The sequence below is a fragment of the bacterium genome, assembly GCA_023230585.1.
Lineage (GTDB): Bacteria > Ratteibacteria > UBA8468 > B48-G9 > JAFGKM01 > JALNXB01.
This window is the reverse complement of record JALNXB010000001.1, coordinates 1-16,256: the sequence shown is the minus strand read 5'-3', so window position 1 is coordinate 16,256 and position 16,256 is coordinate 1. Positions and strand designations below refer to the sequence as shown.

Annotated in this window: 16 protein-coding genes; all 16 read right to left on the bottom strand. The window is 36.5% G+C overall.

Annotation, left to right across the window (positions count from 1 at the left end):
* Positions 1-30 precede the first annotated feature (30 nt).
* The gene (locus tag M0P98_00080; protein ID MCK9265282.1) at positions 31-726 is read right to left on the bottom strand and encodes a DUF1559 domain-containing protein; all 696 of its coding nucleotides are present in this window, start codon (positions 724-726) and stop codon (positions 31-33) included.
* Positions 727-765: 39 nt separating this feature from the next.
* Positions 766-1,425 (bottom strand): ABC transporter ATP-binding protein, encoded by a 660-nt coding sequence (locus tag M0P98_00075; GenBank protein ID MCK9265281.1) that lies wholly within the window; start codon positions 1,423-1,425, stop codon positions 766-768.
* Positions 1,426-2,733: an FtsX-like permease family protein gene (locus M0P98_00070; GenBank protein MCK9265280.1), complete on the bottom strand. Its 1,308-nt coding sequence runs from the start codon at positions 2,731-2,733 to the stop codon at positions 1,426-1,428.
* Positions 2,734-2,745: 12 nt separating this feature from the next.
* Positions 2,746-3,975, bottom strand: coding sequence for a hypothetical protein (locus M0P98_00065; protein MCK9265279.1), 1,230 nt, complete (start codon positions 3,973-3,975; stop codon positions 2,746-2,748).
* Positions 3,966-5,063, bottom strand: a complete 1,098-nt coding sequence (locus M0P98_00060; protein ID MCK9265278.1) for a hypothetical protein — start codon at positions 5,061-5,063, stop codon at positions 3,966-3,968. Before M0P98_00060 ends, M0P98_00065 begins: the two co-directional genes overlap by 10 nt.
* Before the next feature lie 303 nt (positions 5,064-5,366).
* A complete protein-coding gene (locus tag M0P98_00055; protein ID MCK9265277.1) occupies positions 5,367-6,458 on the bottom strand; it encodes a hypothetical protein in 1,092 nt (363 codons plus the stop codon).
* A 13-nt stretch (positions 6,459-6,471) separates the two neighbouring features.
* Positions 6,472-9,957, bottom strand: coding sequence for a PQQ-binding-like beta-propeller repeat protein (locus tag M0P98_00050; GenBank protein ID MCK9265276.1), 3,486 nt, complete (start codon positions 9,955-9,957; stop codon positions 6,472-6,474).
* Positions 9,958-10,080: 123 nt separating this feature from the next.
* Complete coding sequence (locus tag M0P98_00045; GenBank protein ID MCK9265275.1) at positions 10,081-10,263, bottom strand: hypothetical protein; 183 nt, start codon at positions 10,261-10,263, stop codon at positions 10,081-10,083.
* Between the two features lie 57 nt (positions 10,264-10,320).
* Entirely contained in the window at positions 10,321-10,527 is a 207-nt protein-coding gene (locus tag M0P98_00040; protein ID MCK9265274.1) for a hypothetical protein, read from the bottom strand.
* Between the two features lie 101 nt (positions 10,528-10,628).
* On the bottom strand, positions 10,629-11,525 hold the full coding sequence (locus tag M0P98_00035; protein ID MCK9265273.1) for an ABC transporter ATP-binding protein: 897 nt from the start codon (positions 11,523-11,525) through the stop codon (positions 10,629-10,631).
* A 148-nt stretch (positions 11,526-11,673) separates the two neighbouring features.
* On the bottom strand, positions 11,674-13,233 hold the full coding sequence (locus M0P98_00030) for a hypothetical protein (protein ID MCK9265272.1): 1,560 nt from the start codon (positions 13,231-13,233) through the stop codon (positions 11,674-11,676).
* Positions 13,234-13,235: 2 nt separating this feature from the next.
* Positions 13,236-13,628, bottom strand: a complete 393-nt coding sequence (locus tag M0P98_00025) for an ABC transporter permease (protein ID MCK9265271.1) — start codon at positions 13,626-13,628, stop codon at positions 13,236-13,238.
* A complete protein-coding gene (locus M0P98_00020) occupies positions 13,625-14,017 on the bottom strand; it encodes a GntR family transcriptional regulator (GenBank protein MCK9265270.1) in 393 nt (130 codons plus the stop codon). The genes M0P98_00025 and M0P98_00020 overlap by 4 nt, the downstream gene beginning before the upstream one ends.
* Positions 14,018-14,339: 322 nt before the next feature.
* The gene (locus M0P98_00015) at positions 14,340-14,975 is read right to left on the bottom strand and encodes an NYN domain-containing protein (protein ID MCK9265269.1); all 636 of its coding nucleotides are present in this window, start codon (positions 14,973-14,975) and stop codon (positions 14,340-14,342) included.
* A gap of 594 nt (positions 14,976-15,569) precedes the next feature.
* Positions 15,570-15,851, bottom strand: a complete 282-nt coding sequence (locus M0P98_00010) for a transposase (GenBank protein ID MCK9265268.1) — start codon at positions 15,849-15,851, stop codon at positions 15,570-15,572.
* A gap of 95 nt (positions 15,852-15,946) precedes the next feature.
* A partial coding sequence (locus M0P98_00005; protein ID MCK9265267.1) for a hypothetical protein occupies positions 15,947-16,256 on the bottom strand: 310 nt, incomplete at its 5' end.

Sequence of the window (16,256 nt, the reverse complement as noted above, 5' to 3'; positions counted from 1 at the left end):
GAGTTGCTATGTGTAACAACAAATAGTATATCAATCTACCTGTTTTGGTTTTTCTAATTGATAAGCACTTCTATAACCGTCTTGAGGTCTACCAAAATTAATATCTACATGTCCACCCAGATGTAATACCAGTATCATCCCCGCTTTTGGTCCCATACCACGTTTGTGTGGCCACCTGTCAGCGCCTGAACGGAACCAGTCGCTCATAAGCCATCTTTCAGGTCTGTTTTGTAATGATAAAATATGGGGTGGTGGGTCATCTTCTTTAGCAAAATTCGGGTTTCTTGCCTCATCTTGTTCCATAAATGAATAGTATTTATAACTTATCCTTCCATTTTCCCAGTTCTCATCTGTATTTATAATAGAATCCCATTGTTCTGGTTTGCTTGGTGGAACACTATTTGCAGATGGTTCTATTGAAGGGGCTGACGGGCAGTAAAAAACATTCCTATCACTAATGTAGGGCTTAAGTTTTGTTGTTAAAGGAAGATGAGGGTTTCCCATAGTTTGCTCTACTGGTAAAAACTCATCAAAATCCTGTGCATACATCATAAGAGCAAGCCCTAACTGTTTAAGATTGTTTACGCATACCGATTCTTTTGCTTTCTCTCTTGCTCTCCCCAGAGCAGGTAGAAGCATACCTGCTAAAATGGCTATAATAGCTATTACAACAAGCAGTTCAATGAGTGTGAAACCTTTTTTGTATGTAACTTGTTTTTTTTGCATTTTAAAAACTCCTTAATAGGTGTGTTTTAGTTATTGTTGTTATAACAACACACCTTTCTCCATATTTAGTCTTTTATCTGTGTTTTCAGCAACATTCCTGTCGTGTGTAACCACAAGAACTGCGCCACCGTTACGAGCAAATTCACTTAAATACCCTAAAACTATTTTTCCATTCTCTTCATCAAGATTACCTGTAGGTTCATCTGCAAGCAAAATTTTAGGACGGTTCATCAGCGCCCTTGCTAAAGCAACTCTCTGCCGTTCCCCTGTACTCAATTCTGATGGAAAATGGCTTATACGTTCTGCAAGATTCAAGTTTTCAAGTATTTTTTTTACATCACCCCCAGATTTTTCTTTATAAGCCGCTAAAGAAGGTAAAAGCACGTTTTCTTCAACCGTTAAAAAAGGAATTAGATGAAACTGTTGAAAAATAAACCCTATATTTTCTGCCCTAAAATGAGACCGTTCTTCTGGTGATAGTTTATACAGGTCGTTTCCATTAAAAATCACTTTTCCCTCGCTGGGAGATAAGAGCCCTCCAGCTGTTAGTAATAGGGTAGTTTTTCCACAACCACTTGGACCTCTTACTGAAATAAAATCTCCTTTCTTTAAAGTCAAAGAGATGTCTTTGATTGCTACCACTTTCTCTTGTTTACGATGATAAATTTTACTTACTTTTTCAATTGTTAAAATATTCATTTAATCTTCCCTCAGTATGGTTGCTGGGTCTTTCATTGAAGCATTAAGAGCAGGTACCCAACTTGTAAATATAGTGACACAAGGTGCTAACAGTAGAACTCCAACAAAAAGTTTGACACTAAATATGGATGATAAAACTACTCCAAAAGGAGAAGCTCTTCCTGCTAAAACCCCTATAAAAACGCCTATAAGATAACCGATAAAACCTCCAAGTATTCCAACCAGAAACGCTCTTGACAAGAATATGTAAAAGATTTGTTTCGAGCGGAATCCTAAAGCCCTTAATGTAGCTATTTCAAGATGTCTTTCTCTAACATTTAAGAACGATAACACTGTTATAAGAATAACAGATATCGCAATAATTGAAGGAACTGCAATAGAAAAGAGTTGTTCTCTTGCTTTACGAAGTTCTGCTCTATTCTTTAGTTCTGCTTCCATTGCTGCTTTATGGGCTACTGAAGCCCGCTTACGGGCATCCTGTCTAACAGCCGCTATAGAGCCAAACCCAATAACTTGGGCGTCAGGCAGAACAGCCGCTACCTCTTTTTTTATAGTAAGAAGCAGGTCTTCTGTTCCTTGACATACGCACTGTAAAGCAAAAATTCCGTTTATCTGTCCTTGTTTACCAAGCCACTGTTGTACCCTGTCAATAGGTAACCATAAAGTAAGGTCATCATCATTGCCCCTTTGTGGGTAAACTGTGTTTACAACAAACTCTTCTCCTTTTATTTTAATAGCGCTTCCTTCTGAAAGTTTCATTTTATTGGCTATCTCGTATCCTATATTTGTTGTTCCTGCTTGCAATGGAGGTGTTATAGGGTCTTTATAGCCACCTTCTTCATCAATATGAAATTTTTTTGCAGACACCGGTACTTGGTGTTTTATACCAGAAACAATAATATTTCTCTGTTGTTCAGGCCAATAAATTGATGTTTGAATAAAAGGCAAAAGATGGTTCAAACGTTTTGTGCCACTCTTACCAAGTTTTACTGCACCTTCTTCTGGCATAAAAAGAGTTGGGTACCCTCTTGTTCGTAAGTTTGATATATCTTCATTTTTATGAATTATCAAAGCATTATAACCCAACCTTTTCATAATTACTCTATAATCGTCTTCAAGTTTTAACATAGATTCTTTGGTTTCTGCCTCTTTCTGTAGAATAATTTCTTCGGTTGTTACATCAAATACTTTCATACTCGAATGAGTTCCAACAAAAGCGGCAACAGCAACAGACGCAGCAATAAGTAACAAAAGAAAATTGATTTTTCTAAAAGAAAGTTCTTTTATAACAAGGCGATTTATTTTCATTATTTACTCCCTTTAAGACTTGTTTTTAGTAATAAAAAATGTTGTTATAGCCAACACCAGAACCAACGCAATTGGTAAAACTATTTTCAAATTAATAGGTGTTTTTGTACTGGCAACATTATTACCGTTTATAGTTTGTATTGTATCTAAATTTGTAATGGTTGTCAAGTCGTTGTTTTTTTCAGCAGTTTCTTCTATTGTTAAGACCTCTTGTTCTTCCAATTGCTCTGCAATCTCTTTCTCCTTTTCTACTCTCGAAAAAAACTCAGACACACCCGTAAGAGGAGGGGCTTCTTGAGGTATTGCAAAAGTTTTACGACTATCCCAATTCACCCTTAAAAGCATATCTATTCCAGGATTTCCTGCCTTTACCTCGCAAGAGCAAGGGCCTGTAAGAAATTCTCCTGCTTTATTTAGAGTCCACTCATTTATTCCGTTACCTATAAGAGCGTACAGTATTAACCCACGACCATAAATAGGAAATACCATTGGTTGTCCTGTATATTTATGTAAATCTTTCTCACTTTTCAGTAGCGTATTCAGCAATATTTCTTCAGCAGGGTCATCTCGGCTAAGAGTTAATACAGAAAAACTAATTTCAGTATCTGCAGCCGCTTCAGTACCTATATTTATGTCAATACTTTCTGCTGAACCTGCCCAACCCCAAGTTTCTGGGATAGGAAGTTTTAAGGTCCTTTCAAGTCGCATCAATTCTCTGTTTAATAGTCTTAAGGCTCTACTGTCAGCATTTTTATTACCGCTTTCAAGAAATACCCATACAGCAGATTCTCCTTCAAGGAGTAGTTTAACTATCTCTTGCCGTTTTGGAGAAGTCAATAAAAAGTTAGGGTTCACATCCCCAAAATATCCTGCCCAAACCTTCCTCTCTTTACCGTGAACGAAAGGATAATATACAGCAATCCAGGGTTGTTTATCTGCTTTCTGTTCTTCCCATAACTTGCGCTCTTGAGCTGTAACTTTATTTGAGGTTAAATCTACAAAATGGAGGTTAACATTTGCTTGAGAACTTTTATAGTCAGCGAGACTTGCTTCATTAATAATATTAAAGGTATTTTTATCTTTTTGGTTTTTTAACTCACCGCTATTAAAAATATATATATCATATTTATCGGAACTCCAAAATTCCATCGCATACTTGAAAACAGGTACCTCACAAGCAAAACTACACCAGTTTAAAAATATTATAAGAAAAAATATATAAACTTTAAATTTTATTTCCATAAGATATAGTTTTTAAATTGTTCGGCTTTAACTTTGTTAGCAAGCCCAGGGGTAAGTTCCATCCAGTATTTATGTCCTTTGCCATTATCATCATCAAACACTACAATATTAAAACTAAACATTTGACCGTTTTTAGCTGGAAACCTAATAGAAGTAGTAGGCATTTGTATTTCGTAATAGGTAACTTTTTTCTCTTCGTCCCGTTTAACTGCGTATACGCTTCTTGCAATTAACCTACTGCTTCCACCTGAACCCCATCTGTAAGCAAGAGAGCGCCCTTTTGATAAAGATACTCCCACATTTGTTACCAATTCTCTTACTTTAACCGAAAAAGGTACAAACGCAAACTGAATAGCATCCCCATCCCAGAGGTTTTTAGCTGATTGAAGGTTAAAATGTTTATCATCTTTTACCTCAGCGGCAATATACATATTTTTATCGTCCCATCCAAGATATATTTTAGCGCTTAAATCATCAGGTCCTTTCCATTTATCCCTCTCTTTTACTGGAAAAACATCTTTTTTATTATGAAACACAATAGGTTCAATACCTTTCCACTCAGAGATATCTCCATCAATTTTAACCTTAAACGGAACAAAAGCAATTTTGTTGTATGTGTCTATATCAATATTTGTAACTGCTTCTCTCTTACTAAAGTTGAGAGCCTTCTCCCATTCAAGTAAGTTATCTGGTTTTTCGTAGTTTAGGAGCACTTTTATTTCGTGTTTTGAGTTTAAAATAAACGGTAGTTTAAATGTTACCGGTACTGTTCTTCCTGGAGGTAAAGTAACCTTTTTTTCACCAATCTTTTTACCATCAATTAACAGTGATGCGTTTACTTTAAACTCTCTTTCGGTGTGAAGGCTTCTAATTAGTGTATCTACCTCGTTTGCGTTACATATCTTTATGTTTGTTACGCCTGCAGGATAAAAAGGAAGGGTTGGAGGTGAAGTTTCGCCAATATTTTGTTCTATAATCTTGCGGTCTATATGTATTACCTCAGTTTGGTCTGCTTTAACTTGAAAAGAGATACACACTATAACTAAAAATATAATCTTCCAGCAAAGATTCTCAGTAACTTTAACCATTTTATACCTCTCTTTGTTAATTCTGCTTCTGCTAAACTTGGCTATGCTTTAAGCAATAGTTGCGAAGGCATATCTGCTGAAGCCAACCTATGCTAAACTACAAACTTCGGCAGGTATACCTTGGCGTAGGTTGAAACGTTTTATGTGACTGCGACAATCTCTTCTTTTATCCCCGCCTTTATCTTTATGAGCATTTGTTTTACATCTATTTTTTGACACAACCTTAATTCTGATATGATGTTTCAACGAATGATTCCATTATGTTAACCCTATTTAAAACCAAATCCCTCAACTTATACAAATCTATTTCCATAAAACATAATTTTTAAATTGTCCTGCTCTTAAACTGGGCGCAAGCCCAGGTGCAAGTTGCATCCAGTATTTATGTCCTTTTTCGTCATCATCGTCAAAAACCACAATGTTAAAACCAAACATTTGACCTTTCCTACCTTCTATATTAAGAGAACTACAAGGTATCTTTATTTCGTAATAAGTAACTTTTTTCTCTTCATCTCGTTTAACTATATATTCACTTCTGTTAAATAGTCCGCTTACTCCACCTCTCCAACGTTTAGAAATAGATTGCCCTTTTGATAAGGCTACTCCTAAATTTATTGGAGTTATAGTTACAATTGATAAAGGTGCAAAAGCAAACTGAATGGCATCCCCATCCCAAAGAGTATTGGCAGGTTGAAGGTTGCAATGTTTATCATCTTTTACTTCAGCCGCAATATAAATGTGTTCATTATCCCACCCAAGATATATCTTTGCGCTTAAATCATCAGGACCTTTCCATTTGTCTCTATCTTTGGCTAAAAAAACATCTCCTTTGCTGTTTAGTATCAGAGGTTTTGTATCTTTCCACTCGGAAAGATTTCCATCAACCTTAACCAAAGAGGGAACAAAATAGATCTTGTTGTACACGCCTATATCAATCTGGTTAACCGCTTCTCTTTCATTAAAATTGAGAGATTTCTCCCATTCAAGCAGGTCGTCTGGTTTATTATAACTTAAGAGTATCTTGATTTCGTGTTTTGATTCCAAAATAAACGGCAACTTAAATGTTACGGGCACCGTTCTTCCTGGAGGTAAATCAACCTTCTTTTCTTCGATATGTTTGCCGTCAACCAAAAGTTTTACTATTCCTTGAAAGTGTCTTTCAGTGTGAAGACTCTTAACGATTGTCTCTACTTCGTTTGCGTTACATATCTTTATTTCTGTTATGCCAGCAGGATAAAAAGGAAGAGTGGGCGTTGAGCCTTTGCCAAGATTTTTCTCTATAATCGCACGGTCTATATGTATTACCTCAGTTTGGTCTGCTGTGAGTTTGAAAGAGATACACAATATAAGTAAAAACAAAACTTTCCAGAACCAATTTGCAGTAACTTTAAACATTTTGAACCTCTCTTTATTGATTTTGCTGAGCGCTTGCTACAATTTCTATACCAGATATTATAGGAGGCAAAGAACTGTTTACCGTTTTAAAAGATATTTCCAAGACGTCTTTTACAATGACATTTTTAAGTTGAACTGTTACAACCCTTCGTTCTCCTCCTGCTTGTTTGACTACATCAAAATCTCTAAGCGTCTTTTCTCCTTGAACATAAACATCAAAAACCCTTTTACCAACCCCTATCTCTTCGGGTTCAGCAAAGTATAGCACAACATCATACAACGTAGTCTTTCCTCCAGGAGCAAGATTTACATTAACATTTTCTATACCCTTAATTCCATAAGACGCAACCCAAGCATATCCATCTTGAGGGTTCTTTATCCATGAAGCGTGGTTACGGAACCACTCAGGATTGTTTGTTTGCAGTTCAACACCTACATCTGGACCTGACGGATAAACTTTGGGGTATTCAACCCAAAGAACACCGTTTTCTCTCCTATTGCCGGGAGCTCCAAAGTTGATGCCGAGAGATTTAATAAATCCTGTTCCAACTGTCAACCTATGGTTATGTGTCCACATCTCTGTTGCAGGGTTATGAACCATCGCTAAAGATGTTTGTAACTGGTAAGCACAGGTACAGGTTCTTGTAACATCAGGCGCATTGAAAACTCCGTCTGCTGCTACAAGGTTATTTGTACAACTTGCTTTAAACCCTCCGAAATTACCTGTACCTCCAAAATTGTACAGATCGTTAAACCCTGCAGCTCCTGAACGGAACATAACAAAATATTTGCTTGAGTTCATAGTTCCGCATCCATAAGTTCTAAAATAACTCCAGTCGTACTTATCTCCCGTAAACGGGTTGTCAACTTGGAAAAAACCTCCAGTTACCGGATCTACAACTTTTTCTCCGGGTCTGCCGGGGACTATCATTTTTTCATGTAAACTAACAGGTCCTGAATATCTATATTTTTGTTCCCACAACTCTTCTCCTGTCTCTCCTTTAAAAGCTATCATTTTGTTGCTTGGCTCGTCAACAGGAACACCTCTTTGACCGTGCCTACCTCCTTGAATAAGTATATCTCTATCATCATAATAACTTAACCAAGTTCCAAATATATCTTTTTCGTTCTTCCAGATTTCTTTACCTGTTCTTATATCAAAAGAGATAAGCATAGATTCTGTCTGCCCTTCAAACCCTCTTCTTCTAATATTGTCAACAAGTCTGCTGGACAACCCATCAACAACAAACAATTTACCGTTACCAGCAATAATAGCGTTATGCCTAAACCCTATCTTATCAGCTTTTTTAGCCCATAATACTTTCCCATTATATCTATTCATAACAAGAAGCATAGTGCTGGAAGTAGCGTTCCAGTTGCCTATATCTCCTGCAAGTGCATCATCAAAGTACTGAGGGTCAACTGTTGCAACAAGTAAATCTTCCCAAACAAGGATGTGTCCCCATTCGTACCTGTTCATTCTCTCAACAAAAGGTAGACGGAACTCTTTTTTTGTTTTACCAGTATCAGGGTCAAGAAGCAGTATTTTTTCTTTATCTATTACATATATTGTATCAGGTAATGTAACATAAGGGCTTCCTATAAAGTTTGCCCCGGGAGCACTCGGCATATACACTTCTCTGCTATCAAAAAATATTTCTTCATGTTCAAGTGAAGTAAAAGGATGTCCTATACCTGGGATTTCTTTAACCCACAACTCTCTACCTGTATATACGCACCTTGCGCTTATTGTATTAATTCCAAGTATCACCAATCTACCACCTGCTACCTGTGGGATAGGACCATTTTGGTGTCGTGGCAAAGCATTAAGGTTGGAAGTACCTCCAAACCATAACACTCCAAGAGGCGGTTTTACAAGTTCATCATCCGAATATGCTCTGTTAGAAGCACCTGAGTATTGGTGTGTCCATTGACCGGCTCCTTTTAGAGCACCTTCACGAGAGATGATTGCAAAACCTTCACCTGATGTTAGTTTTCCATTTTCAAGGTTAAGTTTTGTGAAAAGTACTTGCAAATCTGTGCTTGGATTATCAATATAAATCTTGCCGTTATAAGGCCTTAACGAATAGAACGCTTTGTTTAGATGCTCTTCTGAACAAGTGTCGTTTGTTAAAATAATCAACTCAGACATATAGGGAGGTAAAGGAAGGTTCAGGATATCATTGTTAAGAAAAGTTACCCGTTTACCGTAATCTCCTGAGCCATCGAAACGGCGTCTCAAACTCTCAAGTTGTTTTTCGTTCTTTTCAAGTGATATTATATGGAGAGAAGTTTTATCAATTAAAGCTTTTATCAAATCTCCGTTTCCAGCATCTACGCAGAGAGCATACCCACCGGTTACTCCTGTTTGTGAAATGATATTGTCGGCTTGTGTCATATACTCTTCTGCGGGCTTATAAGCAGTTTGTCCTTCAACAAAAGAACGAGGTTGGCTACCTGTTGTTTCTCCAAAACAATATATTTTACCGCTTTCTGTAATAATATATAATTTTCCTTCTGCTGTAAGCATATCCCAAATGTTGTCTTTAATATCATACTGCCAAACAAGTTTATCTGGTTTGCCGTCATTGCTAAGCTTAATCAGTCCAGCTTTTTGTCCATCAATATTTACAGCCAAATATTGACCTGCTCTAAAATGGAGTCTTTTAATGTTTTTAATATTGGTATCATTCCATAATTTTTCAATAGAATATTCAGCTTTAACAGCTCCTCTGCCAAGTCTGTCCTTAATTTTGACTTCTTTTCTTTTTAATTGTGATTTGTGAGCAATTAAAGTGCCATTGTCAACTCCTATAATAGCATTTTTGGTTATAACAGAAATAGGTACAGCCCCATATTGAGCACCGTTTTCAAGAGAATATAACATCCCGTGGTTAGCAAACCACCCATCCCAAGCAGAAACCATATAGCCGCCAGCGCCTTTACCTATTATTGCGTTTTCTTGCCTGTAATATTGAAACTCGCCTGTTGTTCTGTCATAAACAGCAGGGGTTGTTCTGCCACCTGAAACAATAAGTCTATCGCCTGCAACAACAAGATAACCCTGAGGTGATATACCCCCATAAGCCCAAGCGCCTCCATGTTGGTGATGACTCCACATTGAACCGCTTGTACTGTTTGTCCAAACCGATTTTCCTGTCTCTGCATCAACAGCATGTATAAAGACACCTTCAAAAGGAAGAATTCCTGAGGCAAAATAGACAATCCCGTCTGCCAACACAGGTCCGCCTCTGGCAGGCCACATACTTATCAACCGTTCATTTCCTATAAGGTTTCTCCCTTCAGAAAAGAATCCTTTAAACTTCCATACCAGAGTACCTGAATTAGCATTTAAACAATATAAATAACCATCATCTGAAACAAAGTATAACCTACCTTTAGAATATGCAGGAGCAAGCCTTACTGGACCATTTGCATAATAACGCCATAATTCCTCACCTGTATCTGCTAAGTAGGCAGTAACTTTGTCTGCTTTCATTGAAGGTACAAAGAGTTTTCCTTCAGCGGCTACCGGTTCATAAGAAAGGTCAAAAGCCGTTTTCCCAATTCTTGCAGGGTTGCCAGCAGTAAAATATTCTTCAAACTGAAACGGCCAAGCAAACTATGGTTTACCAAGTTCTTTTACCCAGCGAAGTTGAAGGTTTTCTGGAATAGTAGCGTCAACAGAAAAACTTCTTTGTGAATCTGCACCCCACATAGGCCAGTCAGCAAAACAGACAACACTATTGCAGAAAAGAATTGTCAAAACAAAAAGAAGTAAAGCAGAATATTTTTTTGCACTCATATCTTTTCTCCCCTTAATTGATTTTAAAATGCTTTTAAGTGTATATTCGATTATAATTTATGGCTTACTAAAAGTCAATTGGTTAGATTTTTCAGACAACCTTTTTTTATGGAAGCGAGCACTCTTTGATGTTTTTTGCAACTCAACAAGAATACAGATTTTTTCTTCAAAAGATAGTTTGGCCTGATTTTTATGACATTTTTCTTTCGCCTTACAAAGTTCTTCCCTTGTAATAACTTTACCTTTCCTAACAATAATGCTCATAAAAAATTCCTAAAGATTTGAATTGATTGTTCTTTAATAAGAAACTATCTTTATTTTACATAAAAGAAAGGGTTTTGGCAACTTTTATATACCTGAGAGTTTTATGGTTTTTCCTCTTTATCAACAAGCGAAATAAAGATTTCCTCAAGATTAAGGTCAAAAACTTCAATATTTTTTGGGTTATATGGAGATAAAGAGTGAAGAGTGGTTGGGTTGTAATCTTTTACTACAAGCGACAATGTATGCCCCAAAACTTCTCTGCTTAAAATATTTGGCAAAGATATATTTTCTGGCACTCTGTCCTCAAATATAAGACGTAGACGTTTAACTGAACTTTTAAGTTCTTCTATAGGTTGAGAAAGCAGAAGACGTCCCTCTTCCAGTACTCCTACATAATCGGCTATCTGTTCCGCTTCTGCTATGATGTGAGTAGAGAAGAAGACAGTTTTTCCTTCCTGATGTATTATATCTATAATACCTTTTAAAAATTCACGTCTAACAATTAGGTCAAGCCCAGAAGTAGGGTCATCAAGAATAAGAAGTTCCGGCTGATGAGAGAGTGCAAGCAGAAGAGCAAGTTTTCCGTTCATACCTCTCGATAGGTCTTTTACTTTAGCAACTTTAGGTAGGTCGAGCTGTTTTAAAAGATGTTCTGAGAAAGTTTTGTTCCAGGTAGAATAAAAAGAACTACAAAAATTGATTGTCTCTTCAACACTCATCCAGTCATACATCTTCTGATTATCAGCCACATAACCAACCCGTTCTTTTATAGAGATAGGTTGGAAAATAGGGTTGAACCCTAAAACTTCCGTTCTACCGTAGGTCTGTTTCAAAAGCCCCATAAGCATACGTATAGTTGTGGTCTTGCCTGCACCGTTTTTACCCAGAAACACATATACAGCCCCTTTTGGTACTTCTAAATCAAGAGAATTGACCGCTGTTTTATGCTGAGAATACTTTTTTGTTAAATTCTGAGTTGATATAACTAAATCAGACATTTTTCCTCCCGTCTTATGTATCGTTTTATCTAATTTGGCACTTTTCTCTGCTTTCGCCCTCCATCCCTCAGAAAAACTATGGGACAAGCCCCCCATTTTTCTCTCCTCCTGGGGGAGAGGAATAAAAGGTGAGGGGGTTTTTTACCTTTTATTCTTTTTTTGCACCTGCACTATCTAATACAAATCCTTTTCCTTCTAACCGATAGATATAATCTTTCCCTGTAAACGGGTCTATAGGCACCTCTGGAATTATATTTGGAGCAAGAAGAGCCAAAGAATTAGGGTAATTATGGTGTTTATCGTGATAAATTTTAAGAGCAAGAATAAGTTTAAGGGTATCAAGATTTACAATATGTTCTGCCTGTCTTTTTAGAAAAAACCTATTAGAAGTTAACAACATGCTACTGAACAATAGTTTTTTTGTTTTGAAACTCTTATAATCAGCAAATTGTTCATCCAGCTTTTTGCTTTTGTTTATGGATACAAAATATGGCTCTGAAAAGAGTTCCATACGTTTAACAAAAAATTTCAGATAACAACTCTGGTCTTTCTTAAAAATAGGACGCAACAAGTAAGAACCGTAAAATGGAAATGGTAACACATCTTCAAAGTAGTAGCCATCCAACCTATCTTTTGTCGAGCTAAAAAGAGATAAATATACGGTAGTGTCTCCTTTAATAAACCCATTTAAAAAAAGTTCCATCTCCTTATCTTTTGATATTTTTATTAACTCATCCATCTGTTCTTGAGGAATTTTTACTAATGTTGTGGTCTCAAAGATTTTTTTAATATTATATATAGATACTTGCTTGATCTGCGTACGAGATGCTTGAGAGATAAGTAACGGTTCATTAGCAAAAGAATCCCCCATTTTCCACAATAGAATAGCAGAATCTAAAGATTCTTGAAACCTACCTTCACTAACAAGAAGCCCTGTTTTTACTGCAACTATCTTTGCCGCCTCCCCCATTTTAACAATTTGAGTGTGGGACATATCTACACCTGCTTGATATTCCACATCAAAACGACACTCAGGCATTTTAACTGCTTTTTCTACCAATTTGTATAATAGGATAAATTCAGGGTCTTCCACAATTCTACTCAACCTGTTTTTTTCTTCTAACGTTGATTCCTCCAGAAGTTGCCCAACATTTGATATGGGAATATATTTTGATGTTGGAAAAACATATTCCCACTCTTCTTTATATCTCTTCTGTAAACTGTCAACCAATGTAAATGCTTCTTCATATACTACTGCACCATTCTTTTCATCAGGGACAGCAGGGGGGATTATCTCTTCAATTCTTAACTTTAGACCAAGCGATTTTGCTTGCTCTATCGATTTCCTCAGTTCTACCTCTGATACAAGATTGCATATCCCGTGCATAAATAGAGAGATAACAAATATTGAAACCAAAATCTTCAAACTTTTCTTAACAGCCCCTGTATCAGAAACTGATTCTTTTTGCCATATAACAAAACTTAAAGTTAGAAATAGACCTATTGTAGAAGAAAAAAGAAGAATAAAGAATATATGTAAAGAAGGCGCAAGTAAAAACAAGAATACAAAAAAAGGTGAAAAAACCAGCCCAATTAAAAGAAGGAAAAACGGAACACCAAGTATTGATGGGAAAAAGTTTTTAAATAGTAATGAGCCAAGCAGAGATGCAGAGTAGATAAGAATTGCCGACAGAAAAAAATAGAACAAATCTATAGTTCTTGGTAAACTAACATTATCTTTAAGACCGTAAAAATATTTAAAAAAAATCGCACCCGCAAGATATAAGAAACAAGTAGAATCAAAAGAGACGCCAGGGCAGTAAAAATTTTTATCCAGAATATTTTAGTTGAACTGACGGGATGAGTTAAAAGAAATGGTTTTGTGTTTTGAGTAAACTCTTTTGTAAACGGAAGAGTTCCAAACAAAACTGCAAAAATAAAAGGTACTGCTATATAGAATAACATTTGAATCCATTCAATATTATTCTTGTTTATCTTATGTTTAAATATTATCAAAATTGTAACACTTAACAAAACAAAAGCAAGAGATAGGAAGAAAAATAGTTGATGTTCACGCAATTCTTTCTGAATAAGAGGTCTCATTTTTTTGTATCTCCTTTGTAGTTATTTAACAGATTATCAAAAAGTTGAACAATTTCTTCCTTAGCAAGTCCCAAACCGCCTGCCTGATGTATTGCCTGCTTTAAGGTTTCTGCAACAACCTTCTTTTTTTCAGATTCAGCAATCTCTTTTATCCCTTCCGAAATAAAAGTTCCAGCACCCCAACTACTTGTAATAATTTTTTCGTAGCCCAACTCCCTATACGCACGTGCAACAGTATTAGGATTTATTCTTAATGTCATAGCAAGGTCTCTTATTGCAGGCAGTTGGTCACCCGGTTTCAAAGCGCCACAAGCAACAAGATATTTTATCTGTTTGATAATCTGCAGGTATGGAGCCAGACCGCTTTCAGTATCTATTTTTATATTCATTGTTTTCCTCGCCTTTTCCGCCTTATTGTATTAACTCTTTAATACATATTACCTGAAAATTTCCCCCCTGTCAATACCAAAACAAAATAAATTTAAATAAAAATCCCCCCCTTTTTTTTGCTTTCTATCCCATTCCGTCTTTTATAGTTTGTCTTGCGAACTTTATCCGCCGAAGCTTTAGCGTAGGAGGGTGTCTTTTGGCGTGGCAATTTCGCCGAAGGCGAAAAGGAATGGGAGTATAACTGTTAAACACCATTCTTTTGTACCTGACGATTAAAAAAATTAAACCTAATATGTAATTATTAAACTATCAATTTATGTTTTACCACTTCGAAGGTTTGTAAATTTTTTCGCCATTTTTTAAAAGTACGGGATTAGGCAATTGATAGCGTAAATACTGCTTTTTATTTATAGAAAATGATCCAGGAGCCAATGTTGCTAATTCTTTATTCTTTCTATGGTAGGGAAAAGCAAAAATAATATTTTTGCTTGGAAAAAGCATTTTGCATGTTCTAACTGCGGGAGCTAAATCTGTATCACCAGAAACAATAATAATATCATCACAGGCATTGTTGAAAAAGAGTTCAAAAATTTTTACAGCCATTGCCACATCTGTTTCTTTTTCTTCATGCTTTAAAATTGTACTATTGCATCTATCACAGTAAACATTTTTACTCTTAAAGCGAGCGAGCTCAATTTGAATTCCAGTTGATTCAAGACATAATTGATAATCTTTTTGTCGTTTAATTTTATCAGGACTCTTATCTTTAAGATAATAGGGAATGGCTGAAAAGTAAAATATCTTTTCTAATAGAACATCCTTGCCAAATAGATAAATGTAAGATTTGCATAGAGAGGAAATATCTAACCATTTTGCAGAAGAACCCGTATATGTTTTTAGGTCTCTTACAGAATGATAGAGATTAAAACCGTCGATTATATAAATAATTTTTCTCATAAAAAAAAACCCCCAGATCGTAACCTGGGGGGGGCCAGTGAGTTGCCTCACTGGGGATGATTTGTTAGTCTATAAACATTATACCACTCTATTTTATTTTGTCAAGTTTACGAATTGCCTCATTAAAAATCTATACGGAAAGAAATCCTCTTTTTTCCACCCTTTTTGCCCTCTACCCTTGAGGGAGAGGGATTAAGGGTGAGGGGGGCTTTACGCCTTTGCTCCCATTCCGTCTTTGCGAGTGTTTCGTAACGTGGCAATCTCGCCGAAGGCGAAAAGGAATGGGAGTATAACTGTTAAACAACATCAAATCTTTACAACTACAGTCTTTTATACCTTATGATTTTGTAGTTCTATGGGACAAGGTTATAATCTTTTCACTATAACCTTAACAGAGTTACTTGGTTGTGTCAAAAAACAGATGAAAAATAGATGAAAATATAAAGACAGGTTTTTCTTACAGAAAAACGGAATTCAATGTTCATTGAAAAGTTAAAGAGGCAGGAAAGACGAAGGAGAAAGGTCGGAGGAAGCGATTGAGAACATACGATTTTAAGGGGTTAAATAAGCAACCGGAATGCACTGGTATTGATTTTAGGTTAAAGACGCTGCTATATGCAGAATTTTAGCCCATTTGCCTTGCAAAGTGGTAATGTTCTTCAACTGGTCTAACGGACATGGTACCTCAAAGTTTAAAGCTTCGTGTGGACGCAGGAAGTTGTAGTGTGTAGCAAAAAGAGTTGTAATAGAAATCAGTCCGTTTGCTTCCTTAAACCCTGAGGCAGGATTTGTGTGAAACCTGAAAGTACGGTTAAGCCTTTCAATCATTTGTTTGAATGGTCGGTAGGTTTCAGATTCCGTATCAAGGTTCTGCAATCCGATAACTTGCTTATGTAAGAGTTTTATATTTTCTGTGCGGTTGATATACTGAACTGCAGGCACATAGGAAGATAAGCCGTCTGTTACCGCGGTTACTTCCTGGGTGTTTTTCGGGATGGTTCTGATACTTCTTTCAAAGCAGTAGTAGCGGCCCGTTCATCACGTTCAGGAGAGCAGTGATAAGAAGTAAGTTTGCGCCGCAAAGGCGAAAGAAACAGGAATGCGTACCAATTGCGGCCAGCGACTTTAGCATAGACCTCGTCGCCTACTTGCAGAGTATCGGCTTCTCCTTTATGGGCCATATTAAACTTGTGGCAGTGATAAGCGGCCATCTCGGAGTAATTGAGTACTGTTTGATAGGAAGCCTGTAGTCCGAAGACATTGCGCAGCACAAATGCGGTT

What these genes read in the sequence shown, in the direction of transcription:
- M0P98_00080 (MCK9265282.1), bottom strand. Translation starts at nt 726, where the DNA reads ATGCAAAAAAAACAAGTTACATACAAAAAAGGTTTCACACTCATTGAA.
- M0P98_00075 (MCK9265281.1), bottom strand. Translation starts at nt 1,425, where the DNA reads ATGAATATTTTAACAATTGAAAAAGTAAGTAAAATTTATCATCGTAAA.
- M0P98_00070 (MCK9265280.1), bottom strand. Translation starts at nt 2,733, where the DNA reads ATGAAAATAAATCGCCTTGTTATAAAAGAACTTTCTTTTAGAAAAATC.
- M0P98_00065 (MCK9265279.1), bottom strand. Translation starts at nt 3,975, where the DNA reads ATGGAAATAAAATTTAAAGTTTATATATTTTTTCTTATAATATTTTTA.
- M0P98_00060 (MCK9265278.1), bottom strand. Translation starts at nt 5,063, where the DNA reads ATGGTTAAAGTTACTGAGAATCTTTGCTGGAAGATTATATTTTTAGTT.
- M0P98_00055 (MCK9265277.1), bottom strand. Translation starts at nt 6,458, where the DNA reads ATGTTTAAAGTTACTGCAAATTGGTTCTGGAAAGTTTTGTTTTTACTT.
- M0P98_00050 (MCK9265276.1), bottom strand. Translation starts at nt 9,957, where the DNA reads ATGAAAGCAGACAAAGTTACTGCCTACTTAGCAGATACAGGTGAGGAA.
- M0P98_00045 (MCK9265275.1), bottom strand. Translation starts at nt 10,263, where the DNA reads ATGAGTGCAAAAAAATATTCTGCTTTACTTCTTTTTGTTTTGACAATT.
- M0P98_00040 (MCK9265274.1), bottom strand. Translation starts at nt 10,527, where the DNA reads ATGAGCATTATTGTTAGGAAAGGTAAAGTTATTACAAGGGAAGAACTT.
- M0P98_00035 (MCK9265273.1), bottom strand. Translation starts at nt 11,525, where the DNA reads ATGTCTGATTTAGTTATATCAACTCAGAATTTAACAAAAAAGTATTCT.
- M0P98_00025 (MCK9265271.1), bottom strand. Translation starts at nt 13,628, where the DNA reads ATGAGACCTCTTATTCAGAAAGAATTGCGTGAACATCAACTATTTTTC.
- M0P98_00020 (MCK9265270.1), bottom strand. Translation starts at nt 14,017, where the DNA reads ATGAATATAAAAATAGATACTGAAAGCGGTCTGGCTCCATACCTGCAG.
- M0P98_00015 (MCK9265269.1), bottom strand. Translation starts at nt 14,975, where the DNA reads ATGAGAAAAATTATTTATATAATCGACGGTTTTAATCTCTATCATTCT.